This window comes from Pelagicoccus sp. SDUM812002 (genome assembly GCF_031127835.1).
In the GTDB taxonomy this organism is placed as follows: Bacteria; Verrucomicrobiota; Verrucomicrobiia; order Opitutales; family Opitutaceae; genus Pelagicoccus.
This window is the reverse complement of record NZ_JARXHX010000018.1, coordinates 52,267-68,937: the sequence shown is the minus strand read 5'-3', so window position 1 is coordinate 68,937 and position 16,671 is coordinate 52,267. Positions and strand designations below refer to the sequence as shown.

Here is a 16,671-nt window from a genome sequence, read left to right as displayed (position 1 = left end):
ACGCCTATTCTCGGACACCGTTATCCAAGCTATTTTCATGTCAAATCTGCTCACTCGATTCTCAGTCGCCCCTCTACATCAATCCACTCGTGTTCTAGCGGACGTGGCATCTGGTCGCACTGCTCCAGACCTTATCATCAGGGGAGGGCGTATCCTTTCTGTGTATACGGAACGTTTTCTCGAGGAAAAAGAGGTCTGGGTGAAGTCAGGCCGCATTGCGGCGGTAGCTCCGCTCGGCAGTTGCAAGTTTTCCGATGTCCGTTTGTACGATGCTCAGAGTGGGATCATCGCACCCGGACTGGTGGACCCGCATATCCACATAGAGAGCAGCATGATGACCGCTTGCGCCTATGCGGAAGGTGCCTTGCTCAACGGGACGACCACCATCTTTTGTGACAGTCATGAAATCGGAAACGTGAGCGACGTCGACGGCATCGAGTGGATGCTACAAGACGCCCGCCAAGCCCCGCTGAATATCTTCCTCACGTTGCCTTCGACAATTCCAGCGACCAACGCGCAAATGGAAACTTGTGGGGGAGATTTAACAGCGGACAAGGCCGGGATGCTATTTGACAAATGGCCGGAGATTGTGGCTCTGGGAGAGAAAATGGACTTCGTACCGGTCTGTATGGGCGATTCTCGTTCGCATGCCATTATTGGCGAGGCCCTTAAACGAGGTAAACCGGTCTGTGGTCACATTTACGGTCGGGATTTTGTATCCGCCTACGCGGCCAGCGGTGTGACGGATACGCATGAAGCGATCGACCGCGATATCGCCAACGACTTCCTCGAGGCTGGGATCTGGGTGTTTTTGCGAGGCGGACCGCCGACCACCCCATGGCACAGTTTACCAGAAGCGATCAAAGCAGTGACCGAACTGGGAGCTTCGCACAAGCGCGTTTGCGTTTGCACGGATGACCGGGACGCGGATGACTTGTTTGAGTTCGGCTTGGATTGGGTAACGCGCCAAGCTATGGTGGCAGGCTTGAGTCCTGCTCAGGCTTGGAGCCTAGGGTCGCTCCACCCCGCCACGCGCTACGCGATGGATGGCGACTTCGGAGCACTGGGTAGCGGACGTCGGGCAGACATCCTATTGCTCAACGATGACTACGAAGTGCAAAATACTTGGTACGGCGGCGAGTTGGTGGTCGAAGAAGGTAAGGTGACGCCGGAACTGGATAGGCAGTTGAGCGAAAACCGGTACGTGTATCCGAAAAAAGCTTACGAGACAGTCACTTTTTCTGACGCCCTGCAAATAGCAGCATCCCCTGCAACTATGAAATCCCGTGTCAACGTTCTGAGAACGGAGTTGCCCGGTATTGTAACGGTGCACCAGAAGATCGTATTTGACCCAGAAACAACGAATTGGGAGGAGTTCCTCGCTGCAGAAGACCTCTGTTATCTATCGGTTATCGAACGCTACGGAAAGACCGGAGAGGTGGGATACGGTCTCTTGCAAAATTTCGGCTTAAAGCGGGGTGCTGTAGGCAGCAGCGTAGGCCACGACGCCCATAACCTCGTTTTGGCAGGCACATCCGAAGCGGACATGCAGCTGGTTGCCAAAACGATCAAAAAATTAAACGGAGGGGTGGTGGTCGTTCGTGATGACGAGATATTGGCAAGCGTGGCATTGCCGATCGCTGGTTTGCTTTCCGACAAACGCGCTCCCGAAGTCGCTGCCGATTCTAGCCGACTGAAGAAAGTTTGGAGTGAAATGGGATGCACCTTACCCTACATGGGGTTCAACCTCTTGCCGCTCTCGGTTATACCGGAGATTCGGCTTACCGATAAGGGGCTCGTGCTTGTTCCTCAAATGGAAATCGTGCCTCTGTTCGAAGCACTTTAGCGCTTTTTTCTATATGGATTAATTCAGTAGAAGATTGGATTAGCCAGCGAAGCTCACGAAAGGGCGCTGTTTTATATAGGAATACTAGCACCCGGCATCCGCTGGGTGAAATTGAGGGAATTGTTTCACATAATAGCACTTTAGCGCGGCACCTGCTGATGGGTAGAAACCTTATCACTTATGCAGCGTACAAATAAAACGATCACACAGAAAGCGGCCCTTGTTCTCCCTTGCTTCCTAGCGGCAGGATCTTTGAGTACAGGGCTTTTCGCTCAGGACGTACCGGAAGAGTTGGATGCCTTTATTTCGGAAGAAGTTCCGATCGAAGAAAATATCCTTCCAACCTCTCGCCCTTTCAATTCGGTATATGGAACAGAGCGGAGCATTTTGGATACGCCTAGAAACGTAACCATCATCTCGCGCGAGCAACTGGACGCGATTGCGATCAAGGACGTTCGCGACTTCTCGAAGCTAACATCTAGCTCATATACAAAAACGAACTTTGGTTCTCCCTCCACGCCAAACCTGCGTGGACAAGAAGCGGACCTTTTCGTAAACGGAATGCGTAAGGGCGGTTCGGTCAACGGCAACGGTCTTCCAGTTAACTTCAATGCAGTCGAGTCGGTTAACATCGTTAAGGGACCAGCGGGTGTCGTGTATGGGACAACCAACTACTTAGGCGGTTACGCTGATTTGATTACGAAGAAGCCTTACTTCGACGCCGAGCGCGGTAGCGTCGGTTTCAGCGTAGGATCTTACGACCAGTACACCTGGAATCTGGACTACAGCAAGCCGATCAGCGATAAGTTGGCTTATCGTATTTCGTACGAAGGCAAAGAATGGGACGGCTATTGGGAACTCTGGAAACAGAATTCACAGGCCCTCTACGTTGCGCTTACTTACAAGCCGAGCGAAAACTATACGATAGAGGCAAACTTGGAGTATTTCCAGGCTGACTACACGGAAAACTGGGGGATCAACCGTGTGACGCAAGACCTCTTTGACAAAGGCGAGTACCTGGCGAACGCTCAGACCGACGCTGAGTACCTCGCGTACATAGCGAAGCTCGGAAACGGAGATAACGTCTTTGGAGGGGGTGTCGCTGGCGTAGACTTTGCGTCTCAATTCGGCGATGCTGGATTCGCTACCATCGCTGTCCCTGACCTAAACAATCCTGTACCTGTAGACCGTTCATGGAAACTTGCGGCACCGGGCGATGATTCCTTCGGTCGCATGTTGACGGGTGGGATCGACCAAACTTGGAAGCTCGAGAATTTCGATATCGTCAACAAGACCTACTTCTCATGGAAGGATCGCCAGACATTCTCCTCCTACCACTATTCCGAACTGCTTCGCGATAACTACGCTTTCGACAACCGCACTGAGTTCCGCTTTGGTACTGAGTTTGGCGAGTCAGGCTCGTTCGACGTAAATGCGGGTCTTCGCCTGCGCTTCGACGATATCTGGTCGGTCAATCACTATCTCAACGAGCCGGTTAACTTCTGGGATATGACGCGAGACCCTGACACGCGTCGCGTGCCGGACCAAGGCTTCGCAGGAAGCGCCTGGGTATTCGACGAAGAGGCCAGAGGTGTGCTTGATCAATGGTACATAAGCGTTGATGCATTTGCTCCTGTTCCGTTTGTGACGGGGGGAGACGGTGAGAACTTCATCTACGGTCCATTTGCTCAATTCGACCTCAAAATGAATGATACCTTCAGCTTGCTAGCTGGTTTTACAACAGACTTCGTTGATGCCAAGGAAGCTCATCCAGTTCTCGGGGCGTCAGGTACGTTTGACTTCAATGGCGATGGTTCCATCGCAACGGACCGCGTTGAATCCGGGTACCTCGTTGACGAGAGCACCGAGCTCAACAACTATAATCTCAGCGGTATCTTCAAACCGAACGAAAACACATCTCTCTATGCGACATACAATGTTAGCGAGACGATGACCGTAGATACCGGTGGCCGTATTTTGCCTGATACTTTCGGGAACAATCAGGAGAGCGACCTGATGGAGTTGGGTGGAAAGTTTGTATTTGCGGACGGTAAGTTCTTTTTGAATGCAGCATTTGTTGACCGCGAGTTCACGGAGCGTAATCAAGACGGATCTGTGGACGAGGTCTTCATCGATGCCTACGAAATCGAGTTCAACTATCAGCCCAATAAGAACTTTTTCGCGACGATGGGCTTCAGCTACATGGATGCTGAACGTACGGCTGGATTCTTCGCTTCACCTTATACGATCGATCGTGCTGACGAAACAGGCGGGATTTACATTTCTCCACTTTTTCAATCGCCTTCGGAATTGGTGCCCGCACCTGGTATTCCTGAAAAGCTGGTCAACAGCTTGATCCGTTACAAGTGGGACAACGGTTTCGGGGTCACTTTAGGATTCCTCGGTTGGGGTGACACTTATTCTGGATACTCAGGATTTGAGATTGCTGTTCCAGATCTCACCGGAGCCAATGGCGGCGACGACTATATCCTGACGGCTAACACAGCCGTATTGGGCTTTCAATACGAGGCAGACTTGACCTTTAGTTACGAGTACGAGGATTGGGACTTCAAGTTTACCATCTTCAATGTAACGGACGAAGAAAACTGGGACGTAAACAATTCCGGTTACGGAAACGGTTCGGCGCTACCTCGTCAACCCGCTCGTTTCGAATTCTCTACGAAATACTCCTTCTAAAGGACTATTTAAAGCTTACTTGTCCCGCCATAGCCGCTCCCGAAAGGGGGCGGCCTTTTGCTTGCCCTAATGGATGGACCGGTTCCAGCCGGAACGCCGTGAAGGAGATTACACGATTGCACCCAACTCCAGGTGAGGATGTTGACCGGATCAGCTCTGTAAGGTCATCGCTTCGGGTCGCTCTCTGAGGTACGGCACAACCGCCGGGCCACCTTCCGGGTAGCCGATTCACTAGGCTTAGCGAAACGCCTTAGCCTACTTCGAAGCAATACGTGCGAAGTAGGGCGACAAGGCTCCGGCCAAGAAGAGCTGCAATGGGTGATAGCACATGAGGGGCAGGATGATCAGTCCGATCGCTGAAGAGCCGCCGGTCGGTAGATTCGCAAAAAGTATCGAGGCCATGGGTACACCTGCAGCGAGCGTTTTTTGAGAGCCGCAGAAGAAAGCCGCTATGCGTTCGGGTATCCTTTTCGAACCAAGGGGAGAGATTGCCCAAACCACAGCCGAAAAGAACAGGAGGAAGAGCGTCGTAAATAAAAAAATGGTCACCACGGAAGCAGTACCGACCTCCCCCCATATGCCGCTATTCACGCTCTGGCAAAAGGCAGCAAAAACAATAAATACGATAAAGGCGTTGCTGAGTCGCTTGAAGAGCTTTTTGGACGCGACAGCCCATTCCCGAACGAAGGGGCGTATCAGTTGTCCGACTACAAGCGGCAGGAGAACCAGTAGGGAGAGTTTTGCGACCAAGGAGGAGAGGGGCGGAGCGGCTTCTGAGGAAGATGCCAGAAAAAGGGAGCAGAGGAGAGGTGTTGCGAAAATACCCATGACATTGGAAAGGGTGGTGGAGAATAGCGCTGCCGAGCTGTCGCCCTCGCTATTGGAAGTCATGACGATCGCGGACGATATTGTGGTGGGCAAAGCTGCCAAATAGAAGAAGCCTGCCTTGACGCCCGGATGGATCCAAGAACCGAATACAAAGAGAAATCCCAACATTAGAGCTGGAGCGAGGAGAAATATTGCGGCTTGGCAAAAGACATGTAGACGAAGCTTCGCGGCGCTGGCGGCAATCTGGCGGGTGGGGAGCGAAAGGCCTTGGATCACGAAGGTGAGGGCGACTGCGATCTTCGTTGTTGTTTCGGTTTTGAGGGGACCGCCTTTAATTCCCAACTCGGGAATGAGGATTGAGGCTCCTACCGCAGCAATGAGCGCTAGGGTAAAGCTCTGGCTTTGCAGGGTTTTGGTGAGTTTATTGGCCATTGAGAGGATGTTGCAGACTCAAGCTGATTGTCTCATCCCTTGGTGTCTAAACTAAATTACACTTGGCTCTTCGTCGGAGTCTCCGATGGGGGAACTTCTGTTGCTTTCTCAGTAGCTTCCGCGGGTTGCCGACTCGAGGTGAAGCTAAGGACCATGGCGACGAGCCCTCCGGTGGCGACTTTTGATGATAGGATTGCTGAAAGGTAGTCTGGCAGCTTAGCGACGTACTCCTCTTGGGTTGGAATGCTGAACGCGATCCCAAGGCTGATCGCCACGATGAGCATCGACTTTTGAGTGAAGCCTGCCTCGAGTATCATCCGCAATCCAGCAGCGGCGATCATGCCGAACAGGACCAGTGTTACGCCACCAAGAGCAGGGCTAGGCATCACGCTGAATGCGTATCCAGTTTGTGGTAGCAATCCGGTAATGACGAGGATGCCAGCGACGTAGAATCCCACTTGTCTCGAGCCGACGCCTGTAAGCTGAATAACTCCGTTGTTTTGAGAAAAAGTTGCTGTGGGGAAAACGTTTATCAATCCCGCGAACGTGCTCGTGATCGCATCTGACAAAATGCCGCCACGTACGCGTTCCCAAAAATCGATTCCGGTGGTTTTCATGCCGGAGAGTCGAGCGGTAGCGGACAAGTCGCCAATCGCCTCGATAGACGATACGACGTAAATCAAGGCGAAGGGCAGAAGGAGTTCCCATTTGAAAGCGAGTCCGTAAGGAAGGAACTTTGGCAGCACGATCCATTGCTCCGTCGAAAAGCTTGGCCACTGCATGACACCGAAGCTCGCAGCCGCTAGGTAACCTAATCCGATTGCCAATAAGGGAGCGCTCATGCGCAGCATCGGGTATTTGGAAAGTTGCGACAGGACCAACGCGAGCACTACAAGTGTGGCGATTATGGCATTGATGTGCCAGCTGGCTCCGTTCCCCAAGTCCGAGGCGATGTAGTATCCAGCGACCGGTATGAGATCTAGGCCAATTAACAAAACTACAATACCTGCCACCAAGAGTGAAATGATTGACCGCAGGGTGGGTAAAGAGAGAGCGAGCAAGAATTGCAGGGGAACGGCAGCCAAAGCCATCCCGCAGGCGAGGGCGATGCCCCCTTCGTTTCCTGCACGCAAAAGCAGATCGACATAAGCGAAGCTCGTTCCATTGATGGACAGCAGGCCAGAGCCAATAAAGCCGAAGCGTTTAGCCTGAAGGAAGGTGCCGAGGCCTGACGCGATCAAGGCCATGCTGATCATGTAGTGCTTAGCGGAATCCTCGATGTCCACTACCGTCGAGAAAATAAGGATCGGCGTGATGCAGCCAACGAACATCGCCACGACCTGCTGCACCGCCGCCACCGATGCCTTGACTGGGGGCATCGTAGAATCGTGTGGATACAAGATCGTTGAGTTTTGGGTAGACGAGGAGTCGGGCATGTATCCATGTAAGCAAGTCCCTTACCAGCCCGTACCAAAATGGCAGAATGAAGCTGCACTCAGGGGGTTGCCGCTCAACCCACGAACGGCTTGGCCCATGGGTGATGATTTGTGGCGATACCCAGTTCCGCACGATCAGCTTCTCCGAGGGGGAGGGGCTCATATTCTATCGACTAGTGTCTTCCTCGGTTCCATCTAGGAGAAAAAGGGGAGGACCTTCGGATGTGACATAGGTACCCCGGTCGTTCCCGAAGACTGACCAAGGTTCCGATCCAGGTCTGTGGGAGGCACGTCGTCGTACCCCCCATAAGCAGTGAGTCCGGTGCCCATTACGAAAACGATCGCGTATCCATTTGGTTTCTTGTGGCCGTAGAGATCCATCAGTAATGATGCCCCGTGAACCATCCCGTAGGCGAAGTTCGTTTCGCTAGGTTCGTAGAAAGGTGGGCCTCTGTGAAAAGTTGGCCGTGGGGAGTAGGCAAACCGCGACAAAGGATAGTTTCTTCGTGGCTTCCGTAAAGCAGTTTGGGCGCCGAGTTCGGGCATTGAACCTGCTCCAAGTGGATACAGATTACTTTATGACACGAGAAACAATATACCGGATTCTACGTTGGCTTTTGGGGAATGTTGCAAAGCTTAACGGTGAAGTTGGTCCCGCTGGATCTATCAGGAATTGGGCTCGGTGTGCTAGCTTTCAGCTACGGTTCTTTTGTGCATGCATTGACGTTTCCCTGCACCGATGCAGTGGCGGAGGTTTGGGGGGCGAAACGCGCTCGCTTCATGGTTTACATGGGCACGGTTGTCTATCTGTTTTGTACCGTTATGTTGGTGATCGGCGTAAAGCTTTCCCCAGCCGACGGGTGGCCCCATAACGACGCGTATCGAGCAATATTCGAGGGAGCTCCGCGAATCGTCGGGGGCTCGCTCGTTGCTACAATCGTAGCCCAGCTTTGGGATATCTACGTTTTCGAATGGGTTAAAAAGAAAACCGGCAGCAAGTACCTCTGGCTACGAAACAACGTTTCTACTTTTGGCTCCCAGTTGTTGGATACCACGATCTTCTACTTGATCGCTTTTTACGGAATCATACCGAATGAGGTGCTACCGAGCGTGATTCTAGGAACCTACATCTTGAAGGTTGGTGTCGCCTTGGTCGACACACCGCTGGTTTACGTAATCGTGGCTTGGATACGAAAGGGAGAGGCTCCGGCCGAGGAATAGCTATTTCCAGAAATCCCGATGAGGTGCGACTATCTCTTCCTCGAGCTCTGGAAAGGGACCATGGACTTGTATCGGTTTGCGGCCAGATTCGATGACAGTGCGAGAGGGAAGGCCTAACGTGGGATTTCGATCGTCGGAGCCAGTAAGTTCGTGTAGCTTGATTTCGGAGACGCCGTAAACAAGGCGGCCGATGTTGGCCCAATACTGAGTTCCTGCGCACATGGCGCAGGGTTCCAAGGTCGTGACCAAGGTACAGTTCCACAAGTATTTTTCGTCGTAAGCTTGGGCGGCTGCACGGGCGAGTTCGCTCTCAGCGTGGCGAACGACGTCCACGTTTCCTTGAGTAAGGAGGATCTCTTGATTGTCGGGAGCGACGAGAATGGCCCCAAACGGGTGATATCCGTCTCTGACAGCTTGCAGCGCGATATCGTTGCAGGACCGGAGGTGAGCAATCATTTGTTCGGTGGTCATAGAAAAGGGAGCCTAAAATGCTAGGAATTTTCCGTTGGGTTCACTCGCTGCCTCTCCCTTCCTGTAGAGGCAGGTTCCGCGTAACCATGTTTCTGATACCGTTACCGTGAGTGTTCGGTCGCAGTAGGGGCTGTGGCGGTTTCGGTAGTGCAGAGCTTCCGTCTTGATTCTGTAGGGAGTAGAGAGCGTCTCAGCGAGGACGAAGTCTGCGTCGTACCCAAGATTGATGGCACCTTTTTCGGACAGGTTTATGAGGTTCGCAGCCTGGATGCTGCTGAGCTCAATGATCGACTGCAGCAGTTTAGAATCGACGAGAGCTTCTTGCCAAAGCAGAGGCAACCCATGTTGGATACCGCTGATTCCTCCCCATGCATCGTAATACGCTCTTCCCGTTTTCAGGTCAGGAGTACAAGGCGAGTGATCGGAACCGATCGTATCGATAAGTCCGTTACTCAGCGCGGTCCACATGGTTTCCATAACATGGCGGGGGCGTAGCGGTGGGGCACACTTAGCGTTTGGTCCGATTGCGTCGGCTTCCTCCATGCTCATAAGCAGGTAATGCGGACAAGTCTCGCAGGTGATCGCTACTCCTTTCGCTTTGGCACTTGCGATGAGCTCCAAGACTTCAGGAGCGCTAACGTGAACGATGTGGATACGGCATCCGGTTTCACCGGCGAGATCAATTGCGATGTTTACAGCGCTCATTTCAGCTTCAATCGGACGAGATCGTTCCCAATCAAGTGCGGTACGTTTCTGGGCGAGCTTAGTTTCAGCTTCACGCAAAATGGCAGGGTCTTCCGCGTGAATGGCGAGGACCTTGCCCGTCTTTGCTATCTCTATCATTCCAGCTCTTAGCGTAGCAACATCGCTGTTTTTGAAGTCATCTGTTCCCGAGGGCGACATGAAAGCCTTGAAGCCAGCAACTCCTGCTCGATGAAGACCTTCAATGTCCTTCACATTCCCAGGAACCAAACCGCCCCAAAGCCCAAAATCAACTAACGATTTTTGAGCAATAGCAGCTAGTTTGCTTCGTAGTGTTTCAACAGATACCGTAGTCGGAATGCTGTTAAGCGGCATTTCTACCAAAAACGTATTCCCGCCCGCCGCCGCCGCTAAGGAACCTGTCGCGAATCCCTCCCAATGAGTGCGTCCTGGTTCATTGAAATGTACATGCAAATCAACGCCTCCCGGGAATATCATTCGTCCGTTGGCATTAAGTGTTTTCTTCGCACTGTTCGGGGCAAAGCTAGTAAACCGTCCTTCGTCGATTCCGATATCGACATGTCGCCAAGTTCCGTCTTGGAGCAACCTAGCGTTTCTTATTGCGAGCTCATGCATTGGCTTTTTCCGGAGTTGGAAAGTTCTGGTCGAGCTCGCGTAGGGTATCGACCCAAGCTGCCAGGGCGACTTCGATATCTTTAGGGGAACAGTATTCGTCGGGATGATGGCTCAGGCCATTTCGACAGCGAACGAACATCATACCTGTGCGACAGGTTTGAGCGATCTTGAGAGCGTCGTGCCCCGCTCCGCTAGTGAAGGTCGTGACGCGTTCTTGGTGTTTTGCGAGCGCTTTGCTCAAAGCCTGCTGGACATTAGAATCGCAAGTAATGGAATCAACCGTCTGCAGTATTTCCGCTTTGAACTCAGTCGTGCGACGTGCGGCAATTTCATCGAGTTTATTTAAAAGTGTATCCCGCATTTGGTTCAGCCCAGCAGTGACGGGGTTACGGAGGTCGATCATGAATTCGACCTCGCCGGGAATGGCGTTGGTCGCATTTGGATAGTTCTTGATTTGGCCGACTGTGGCTCGAGCGTTTGGATTATCTGCGAACGAGGCTTCAACCGCTAGGATCATTTCCGCGGCAGTTGTGAGAGCATCTCGTCTCAGGTCTAATGGTGTCGTGCCGGCATGGCCAGACTCTCCCGTGATGGTAACATGGATACGGGTCTGAGCTGCGATTCCGGAAACCACACCTAAAGATAGATTCAGTCGCTCCAAAATCGGGCCTTGTTCGATGTGAGCTTCCAGGAAGAGGTCGTCTTTACCAATGAGGGGAGTTCCTTGATTGAAAGAACTCGTATCGAATCCTCGTAATTCGAGAAGGCTGCGCATGCTGTTACCCGCATCATCGACATTATCGAGGAATCGAGTGTCGAAAGTGCCACAAAAGAACGAGCTGCCCAAAAAGGTTGAACGAAAGCGGACGCCTTCCTCGTCGCAAAAAGCGGCTACATTGATCGGATGCTTTGGCTCGTACCCTTCTAGTCGTAGCGTTTCAACGGCTGCTATACTGAGCAATACGCCGAGCGGCCCGTCGTACTTTCCGGCGTTGATTACCGTATCGTAGTGGGAGCCGATATGGATCGCGGGCGGGTGAGCGGTTTCTGCAGGCCACGAACCCACTACGTTTTGCATTCGGTCTACGGAGGCTATTAATCCCGCGTTGCTCATCCACGATTGGATAAGTCTGGAAGCGATATCCATTTCCTTTGATAGAAATACACGCGTGAGCCCGGGCGTGTCCGAACTGATAGTGCCCAGTGTCTCGATACGATCGAAGAGCTTCCGCAATACAGCTTGTTGAGGCGTTTCTTTCAAATCAGCTTCCTCGGTAGGTGGAGTAGCTCCAAGGGGTCATGAGAAGTGGCACATGGTAGTTTTCTCCGGCCACTAGGTTAACCGTAATCAATATCTCATCTAGGAATGGCGGGCTGGCGAGTTCGACTTCCCGACTTTCGTAGTAGCCAGCTATCTTGAAGGTGATGCGGTAGCAGGCGGTCCTTAGACTATCGCCTTCCAATAGCGGCACATCGGTGCGACCGTCCTGATTCGTTTTACCATCAGAAATCTTCGACCATTCCGATCCTCCCCCAGCTACCTCAAGTTTCCAGGGAATGCCTTCCGCCGGTTTTCCAAAATAGTTGTCAAGTACGTGAGTGCTAAGTTTACCGTTCATGAGGAAGTATAGTGCTATTTGGATACGATTTGTTGAAGTCGGTGCCACCCAATGCGGCAGACCTGGGCGAGGCAAGCGATGCCTTCGCTTTGCTGGCTTTCTGAGATCCGCGCTCTCAAGATAGGAAGTACGTCTTCCGCTCCATGATCGTTGACGCAAAGTATAAATGGGTGGTCGAATCGCCTACGATAGCGGGCTAATTCTGAACGGAGCGCTTCGAACTCATTAGGAGCGAGGGTAGCGAAACCGGCGCGAGCCTGTTCCGCTTGCGAGAAATCCGTTAAGCACGCGAGCTCGTCGAGCTTTGCGGCGAGGTCCGGGTGCGCTTGCAGCAAAGATCTTTGCAGGTTTGAATCCGCTCCGTAGATCAGTCCCTCAAAGCTAGCTTGCATCGACTTGATGGTTGGAAAGGGGCGAAGACCTGCAGATCGCTCCACGATCCAGGGCGAATACTCGTATAGGCTATCCAGACGGTCTGCATAGTCGTCGGATGGCAAGGCGTTGAGTGTCTCTAGACTTATTGTCATCACCACTAGCGAGTTTCGTTCTCAAATATCTGGTCCTCAGGGTCCCAAGCTGGAGCGCAGGTCACGATCATGACAAGCGGCTCGGCGGTATCGTTACGAACGCTATGCCATTGTCCTACTTTTATGGATACTGCATCGCCCGTACGCATTCGTTCGTCATCGCCATCCAGGTACATTATTCCCTCACCGGAGACGATGTGGTACACTTCTTCACTATTTAAGTGATAGTGCTTTTTCACGGTTACTCCTGAAGGGATCGTGATTAGTGCGATACTTAAATTCTTAAGTCCGGACATTCGAGGAGACATGAATTCCTTCGCCACTGCTAAATCTGGGGCCACATAATCAGGACAGTCGGATACTCTTACAATCTGCATGCTATTCTCGATTAAAAGATCTGGAGCGCACCTTCGCGGCACGTTCCTTATGTTCGGTTTGCAGTTCAATTAGGTCGATTTCGACGAACTGTCCGTTTTCGATACGTACACTCCCTCCAACTATAAGTTCACTTACTTGACGAGCATGGCAAATAAGAAGGGCGTCGACCACGTTCTCGGCTCCGTTGGAGTAGAGTTCTTCCGAAGGGAATAGAGCAAAATCAGCGCACAATCCGGTTTCAATTTTGCCGACATCCTCACGACCGATTAGGGCCGCAGCCCTCCAGGTACCGAGATCGATAGTATCCAAGGCACTCATCGCTTCAGCACCGTAGCGGACACGGGCTAAGTACATGGCTTGACGCAACTCGGCGAGCATATGTCCGGAATCGTTAGATGCGCTACCGTCCACGCCGACTCCCACTTTAATCCCTTGTTTAATGAGTTCGGGAACCCGGCAGATACCGGATCCGAGTCGCATATTGGCGTTGGGACAATGAGCCACACCAATACCGTATTGGGAAAGCTGCGACAGTTCCTCATCATTAAAATGAATGCCGTGTGCCAACCAAGCTCGATTGTAGTCCCAGCCTCGTTCTAACAGAAAATCGAGCGGACGAAGGCCAAGCTTTTCGACTGAGAAATCGTTCTCAGCGACCGTTTCGCCACAATGGGTATGCAGTCCCACGTGATGCTTTTTAGCGAGGGCTGCACTGCGTTCCAGCAGGCTTGCTGAGCACGAAGTGGCAGCGCAGGGAGCGACAATAATCTGCCGATAGCTCCCCGAAGTGGAATCGTGATACTTCTCAATTAGTTGCTCCGTTTCAGTTAGAATCGTCTCCTCGTCTTGCAGCGCCCAATCTGAGATGAGATCGGATTTCACGTTCATAGATCCGCGACTGGCGTGGAACCGAGCTCCCATGATTTCGGCGGCATCGAATTGCGCTACTGTCATGTCCGTGGCACCCTCCGGGAAAACGTAATGATGATCCGCGACGGTCGTGGCTCCGCTCATCATCAATTCGGCGAGTCCAAGCCTTGTACAGGTGTGAAGGTCCTCTTCGCGAAAATACCTCCAGAGCTTATTCATGTGGGCGAGCCAAGGGAGCAGGGGAAGATTGTTCCCTGGCGTGTAGGCTCTCGCCATATTCTGGTATAGGTGGTGGTGCGTGTTGACAAATCCCGGCGTCAGGATTCTACCTCGCCCACGTAAGGTGCGTACGCGCCCTTCGACCTCTGGCGGCGTACCTACACCGAAGGAATCGATAAAACCATCGATAGCCAAAATCCAGGCACCTGCCAGAACATTCTGATCTGCGTCCGCGGTTACCAGAAAGTCGATATCTGTAATGAAAATTGAACTACCGGACATTACCTTATTTTGCTAACAGGAGAAATCTCGATGTCGGCTGGGCCAAGTTCCTCGCTTTTGAATACTTCGAGTGCGGCGAGCGCAGCATCGTGTTCTGGCGCTTTGTAGCCGTGAAGCCTGAGACAAGAGCTTAGCGCATTAAGGGTACGTAAAATAGCATCACGGCGGGCATTGTAACCCATTGCTCCGATCCGCCAAATCTTGCCGTGCAACGGGCCAAAAGAAGTTCCTATCTCTACCCCAAAGTAGTGCAACATGTCGCGCCGAACGGCCTCTCCATCGACGGTATCAGGAATATAAACTCCGGTGACGTTGGTCATTTTATGGCTAAGGTCCCCGAAAAGTTGCAAGCCTAGCGCTTGAAGTCCCCTGACCATCGCCGCACTTCCCAGTTCATGCCTTGCTAGGACTTTACCGAGACCTTCCTCAACGATGCAGCGGGCGCATTCCCGAGCACAGTAGAGCATGCTGGTCGCTTCAGTGTGGTGGTTGAGACGCTGCGGACTCCAGTAGGCCATCAGCATGGCGAGGTCGAAGTAGTTGCTTTGGATTCGAGATTGTTTCCCGGGGATAAATCCCGCGGGTTCAATCCCTTTCTCTACATGCCAGCGCTCTTGTATGAGGGCCGCTGCCGTTTCCGAAATTGTGATGGGTCCCGAACCGGACGGCCCGCCCAAACACTTTTGTAAGCCTGCGGTGCATATATCAATTCCCCAATCGCCGATGAGCAACTCGTTACCACCTATGGAAGCAGTTGCATCGACATAGCTCAAGACGCCACGTTCGGCGCAAAGCTTTCCGATTGTGTCCAAAGGCTGGTTCATGGTTGTCGAAGTGTCGCCTTGGCAGATGGCGAGTACTTTTGGATGATGCTCGTCGAGGGCAGCCTCAATCTCTTCGGGCGTAAATATCTGTCCCCATTCTTTGGATATGGCGATGACTTCGGCTCCACAGCGGGAAGCGATCTCCGTGAGCAAATGGCCGAATCTTCCGAAGACGGGGACGAGAACTTTATCCCCTTTTTCGATCAGGGAAACGAGCGAACTTTCTATAGCTGCCCGGCTGGTTCCATCGATCAGGAAAGTCCAATGGTTTTCCGTCTGGAAGACAATACGATAGAGAGTCATCACTTCGTTCATGTACTCAGTCATTGCTGGATCGTATTGGCCCAATAGGTCCGCGGACATGGCGCGCTGGACGCGGGGATCTGCATTTACGGGTCCGGGCCCCATGATGAGTCGCGGTGGCGGATTGATCTGTTTTAGCAAGGGGTCTATTTTCATGAACGCGGGGAGTCTAAAACTGTTTGAGGTAGGCTATGAGCTGATCGACCTGTGGGTCCGATATTACGCCTTCGTAGACAGGCATAGCGGGTACGAAACCTTTACTCACTTTCGCGGTCGATTGCAGAATCGACTCCCTCAAATAGGCCTCGTCCGCAACTACTTTGCTGCCATCTAAAAGCTCGCGCTCTTTTCCGAATATTCCAGCGAGCCCCGGAGCAATGCTCGTATCAGCAGCTTGGTGACAAGCGATACAACCTAAGCTATTGAACGCTTCTTCGCCTGCCGCGACTTGGGGGTCGACAGGATCCTTGCTGCTGGAACTGGGCAGCGTAATCGCAGCTACAATCCCTGAGCATGCTCCTCCAAACGTGAGAAGGAGCACGGCGAGCCATGGTTTGAATGTGTTCCTGACGTTCATCATATGCTTGATGACAATCAGAGAGACGATGACGATAGTAAGAATGACTATTTTGTTATCGCTTCCGTAGAGAACTGGATAGTGTCCGCTTAGCATTAGGAAGATAACCGGGAAGGTAATGTAGTGGTTTGAGAGGGACCGGAATTTGGCTGCCTTACCAACGTTTAGATTGTGTTCTTTGCCCTCCGCGAGGGCCTTCATGAATTTCCGTTGATTTGGGATGATATGAAAGAAAACGTTCGCGGTCATGAATGAGCCGAGTGTCATACCCACTTGCAGAAACATGGCTCGACCATTGAATACTGTGTTGAGCCCGATCGCGTAGAGTATGACGAGGCTGATCCAGACGGCGGCTCCCGTCTTAAGGTAGTTCTTCAGGGGGCTTCTCCAGTATAGATCAAAGAGAAGCCAACCACCGAAAATACCCGCTAGGCTTATGGAAATTGCACCGCCACTGCCGAGATCCATTTTCGATGGGTCCAGCATCAAGGTGTCTGCTCGTGTGAAGAAGTAAGTAACCAAAAGAAAGAAGCCTGAAAGCCATGTCGTATAGCTCTGCCAGTAAAACCAATGGAGTGGCGAGGGAACTGTATCCGGTTTTAGGACACGTTTCTGTAGATGAAAAACGCCCCCGCCGTGTAGCATATCCATGTACCCGATAAGGTTTTTGTCGTCATCTCTCTTGAGAAGATTGATTTCCATCCATGTAAAGAGGAGCGAATTACCGATCCACATAATTGCCGCTACGATATGCGTGAATCGTAGCGTAATGTTAAAGAAGTCTATGAGATCCGTATTCATTT

16 protein-coding genes are annotated in these 16,671 nt (G+C 52.2%); 3 read left to right on the top strand and 13 right to left on the bottom strand.

All coding sequences use genetic code 11. The features are described 5' to 3' along the window. Positions 1 to 37: 37 nt before the first annotated feature. Both QEH53_RS19555 and QEH53_RS19550 read left to right on the top strand, forming a co-directional pair. On the top strand, positions 38 to 1,846 hold the full coding sequence (locus QEH53_RS19555) for an adenine deaminase C-terminal domain-containing protein (RefSeq protein WP_309024911.1): 1,809 nt from the start codon (positions 38 to 40) through the stop codon (positions 1,844 to 1,846). Positions 1,847 to 2,026: 180 nt separating this feature from the next. Further along, the gene (locus tag QEH53_RS19550; RefSeq protein ID WP_309024910.1) at positions 2,027 to 4,543 is read left to right on the top strand and encodes a TonB-dependent receptor plug domain-containing protein; all 2,517 of its coding nucleotides are present in this window, start codon (positions 2,027 to 2,029) and stop codon (positions 4,541 to 4,543) included. Between the two features lie 255 nt (positions 4,544 to 4,798). Here the strand turns inward: QEH53_RS19550 and QEH53_RS19545 are convergent, their stop codons facing one another. The 4 genes from QEH53_RS19545 to QEH53_RS19530 are packed head-to-tail and all read right to left on the bottom strand — an operon-like array spanning position 4,799 to position 7,644. Next, on the bottom strand, positions 4,799 to 5,803 hold the full coding sequence (locus QEH53_RS19545; RefSeq protein ID WP_309024909.1) for a bile acid:sodium symporter family protein: 1,005 nt from the start codon (positions 5,801 to 5,803) through the stop codon (positions 4,799 to 4,801). Between the two features lie 56 nt (positions 5,804 to 5,859). Further along, entirely contained in the window at positions 5,860 to 7,182 is a 1,323-nt protein-coding gene (locus tag QEH53_RS19540) for a solute carrier family 23 protein (protein ID WP_309024908.1), read from the bottom strand. Then, positions 7,067 to 7,402, bottom strand: a complete 336-nt coding sequence (locus QEH53_RS19535; protein WP_309024907.1) for a hypothetical protein — start codon at positions 7,400 to 7,402, stop codon at positions 7,067 to 7,069. Before QEH53_RS19535 ends, QEH53_RS19540 begins: the two co-directional genes overlap by 116 nt. A gap of 32 nt (positions 7,403 to 7,434) precedes the next feature. Continuing rightward, positions 7,435 to 7,644, bottom strand: coding sequence for a hypothetical protein (locus tag QEH53_RS19530; protein WP_309024906.1), 210 nt, complete (start codon positions 7,642 to 7,644; stop codon positions 7,435 to 7,437). A gap of 219 nt (positions 7,645 to 7,863) precedes the next feature. Between QEH53_RS19530 and QEH53_RS19525 the strand changes: the two genes are divergently transcribed. Continuing rightward, positions 7,864 to 8,460, top strand: coding sequence for a queuosine precursor transporter (locus tag QEH53_RS19525; RefSeq protein WP_309024905.1), 597 nt, complete (start codon positions 7,864 to 7,866; stop codon positions 8,458 to 8,460). Here QEH53_RS19525 and QEH53_RS19520 read toward each other — a convergent pair whose 3' ends face one another. The 9 genes from QEH53_RS19520 to QEH53_RS19480 are packed head-to-tail and all read right to left on the bottom strand — an operon-like array spanning position 8,461 to position 16,669. Further along, complete coding sequence (locus QEH53_RS19520) at positions 8,461 to 8,931, bottom strand: nucleoside deaminase (protein ID WP_309024904.1); 471 nt, start codon at positions 8,929 to 8,931, stop codon at positions 8,461 to 8,463. Positions 8,932 to 8,943: 12 nt separating this feature from the next. Further along, positions 8,944 to 10,269 (bottom strand): allantoinase AllB, encoded by a 1,326-nt coding sequence (gene allB, locus QEH53_RS19515; protein WP_309024903.1) that lies wholly within the window; start codon positions 10,267 to 10,269, stop codon positions 8,944 to 8,946. Further along, positions 10,262 to 11,530: a M20 family metallo-hydrolase gene (locus QEH53_RS19510; protein WP_309024902.1), complete on the bottom strand. Its 1,269-nt coding sequence runs from the start codon at positions 11,528 to 11,530 to the stop codon at positions 10,262 to 10,264. Before QEH53_RS19510 ends, allB begins: the two co-directional genes overlap by 8 nt. A gap of 1 nt (position 11,531) precedes the next feature. After that, positions 11,532 to 11,888, bottom strand: a complete 357-nt coding sequence (gene uraH / locus QEH53_RS19505; RefSeq protein ID WP_309024901.1) for a hydroxyisourate hydrolase — start codon at positions 11,886 to 11,888, stop codon at positions 11,532 to 11,534. 14 nt (positions 11,889 to 11,902) lie between these two features. Continuing rightward, positions 11,903 to 12,415 carry a 2-oxo-4-hydroxy-4-carboxy-5-ureidoimidazoline decarboxylase gene (gene uraD / locus QEH53_RS19500; RefSeq protein ID WP_309024900.1) on the bottom strand — a complete coding sequence of 171 codons (513 nt, stop codon included), beginning with the start codon at positions 12,413 to 12,415 and terminating at the stop codon, positions 11,903 to 11,905. A gap of 5 nt (positions 12,416 to 12,420) precedes the next feature. After that, positions 12,421 to 12,792, bottom strand: coding sequence for a cupin domain-containing protein (locus QEH53_RS19495; protein ID WP_309024899.1), 372 nt, complete (start codon positions 12,790 to 12,792; stop codon positions 12,421 to 12,423). A 1-nt stretch (position 12,793) separates the two neighbouring features. Next, complete coding sequence (locus QEH53_RS19490) at positions 12,794 to 14,164, bottom strand: amidohydrolase family protein (protein ID WP_309024898.1); 1,371 nt, start codon at positions 14,162 to 14,164, stop codon at positions 12,794 to 12,796. Further along, positions 14,164 to 15,447 (bottom strand): alanine--glyoxylate aminotransferase family protein, encoded by a 1,284-nt coding sequence (locus QEH53_RS19485; RefSeq protein WP_309024897.1) that lies wholly within the window; start codon positions 15,445 to 15,447, stop codon positions 14,164 to 14,166. The genes QEH53_RS19490 and QEH53_RS19485 overlap by 1 nt, the downstream gene beginning before the upstream one ends. Before the next feature lie 13 nt (positions 15,448 to 15,460). Beyond that, on the bottom strand, positions 15,461 to 16,669 hold the full coding sequence (locus QEH53_RS19480) for a urate hydroxylase PuuD (RefSeq protein WP_309024896.1): 1,209 nt from the start codon (positions 16,667 to 16,669) through the stop codon (positions 15,461 to 15,463). Positions 16,670 to 16,671: the final 2 nt, after the last annotated feature.

Coding starts and splice junctions, on each gene's coding strand:
- QEH53_RS19525 (WP_309024905.1), top strand. CDS start 7,864: ATGTTGCAAAGCTTAACGGTGAAGTTGGTCCCGCTGGATCTATCAGGA.
- QEH53_RS19540 (WP_309024908.1), bottom strand. CDS start 7,182: ATGCCCCCAGTCAAGGCATCGGTGGCGGCGGTGCAGCAGGTCGTGGCG.
- QEH53_RS19480 (WP_309024896.1), bottom strand. CDS start 16,669: ATGAATACGGATCTCATAGACTTCTTTAACATTACGCTACGATTCACG.
- QEH53_RS19520 (WP_309024904.1), bottom strand. CDS start 8,931: ATGACCACCGAACAAATGATTGCTCACCTCCGGTCCTGCAACGATATC.
- QEH53_RS19485 (WP_309024897.1), bottom strand. CDS start 15,447: ATGAAAATAGACCCCTTGCTAAAACAGATCAATCCGCCACCGCGACTC.
- QEH53_RS19550 (WP_309024910.1), top strand. CDS start 2,027: ATGCAGCGTACAAATAAAACGATCACACAGAAAGCGGCCCTTGTTCTC.
- QEH53_RS19490 (WP_309024898.1), bottom strand. CDS start 14,164: ATGTCCGGTAGTTCAATTTTCATTACAGATATCGACTTTCTGGTAACC.
- QEH53_RS19530 (WP_309024906.1), bottom strand. CDS start 7,644: ATGGTTCACGGGGCATCATTACTGATGGATCTCTACGGCCACAAGAAA.
- uraH (WP_309024901.1), bottom strand. CDS start 11,888: ATGAACGGTAAACTTAGCACTCACGTACTTGACAACTATTTTGGAAAA.
- QEH53_RS19545 (WP_309024909.1), bottom strand. CDS start 5,803: ATGGCCAATAAACTCACCAAAACCCTGCAAAGCCAGAGCTTTACCCTA.
- QEH53_RS19555 (WP_309024911.1), top strand. CDS start 38: ATGTCAAATCTGCTCACTCGATTCTCAGTCGCCCCTCTACATCAATCC.
- uraD (WP_309024900.1), bottom strand. CDS start 12,415: ATGACAATAAGTCTAGAGACACTCAACGCCTTGCCATCCGACGACTAT.
- QEH53_RS19535 (WP_309024907.1), bottom strand. CDS start 7,402: ATGAGCCCCTCCCCCTCGGAGAAGCTGATCGTGCGGAACTGGGTATCG.
- QEH53_RS19495 (WP_309024899.1), bottom strand. CDS start 12,792: ATGCAGATTGTAAGAGTATCCGACTGTCCTGATTATGTGGCCCCAGAT.
- allB (WP_309024903.1), bottom strand. CDS start 10,269: ATGCATGAGCTCGCAATAAGAAACGCTAGGTTGCTCCAAGACGGAACT.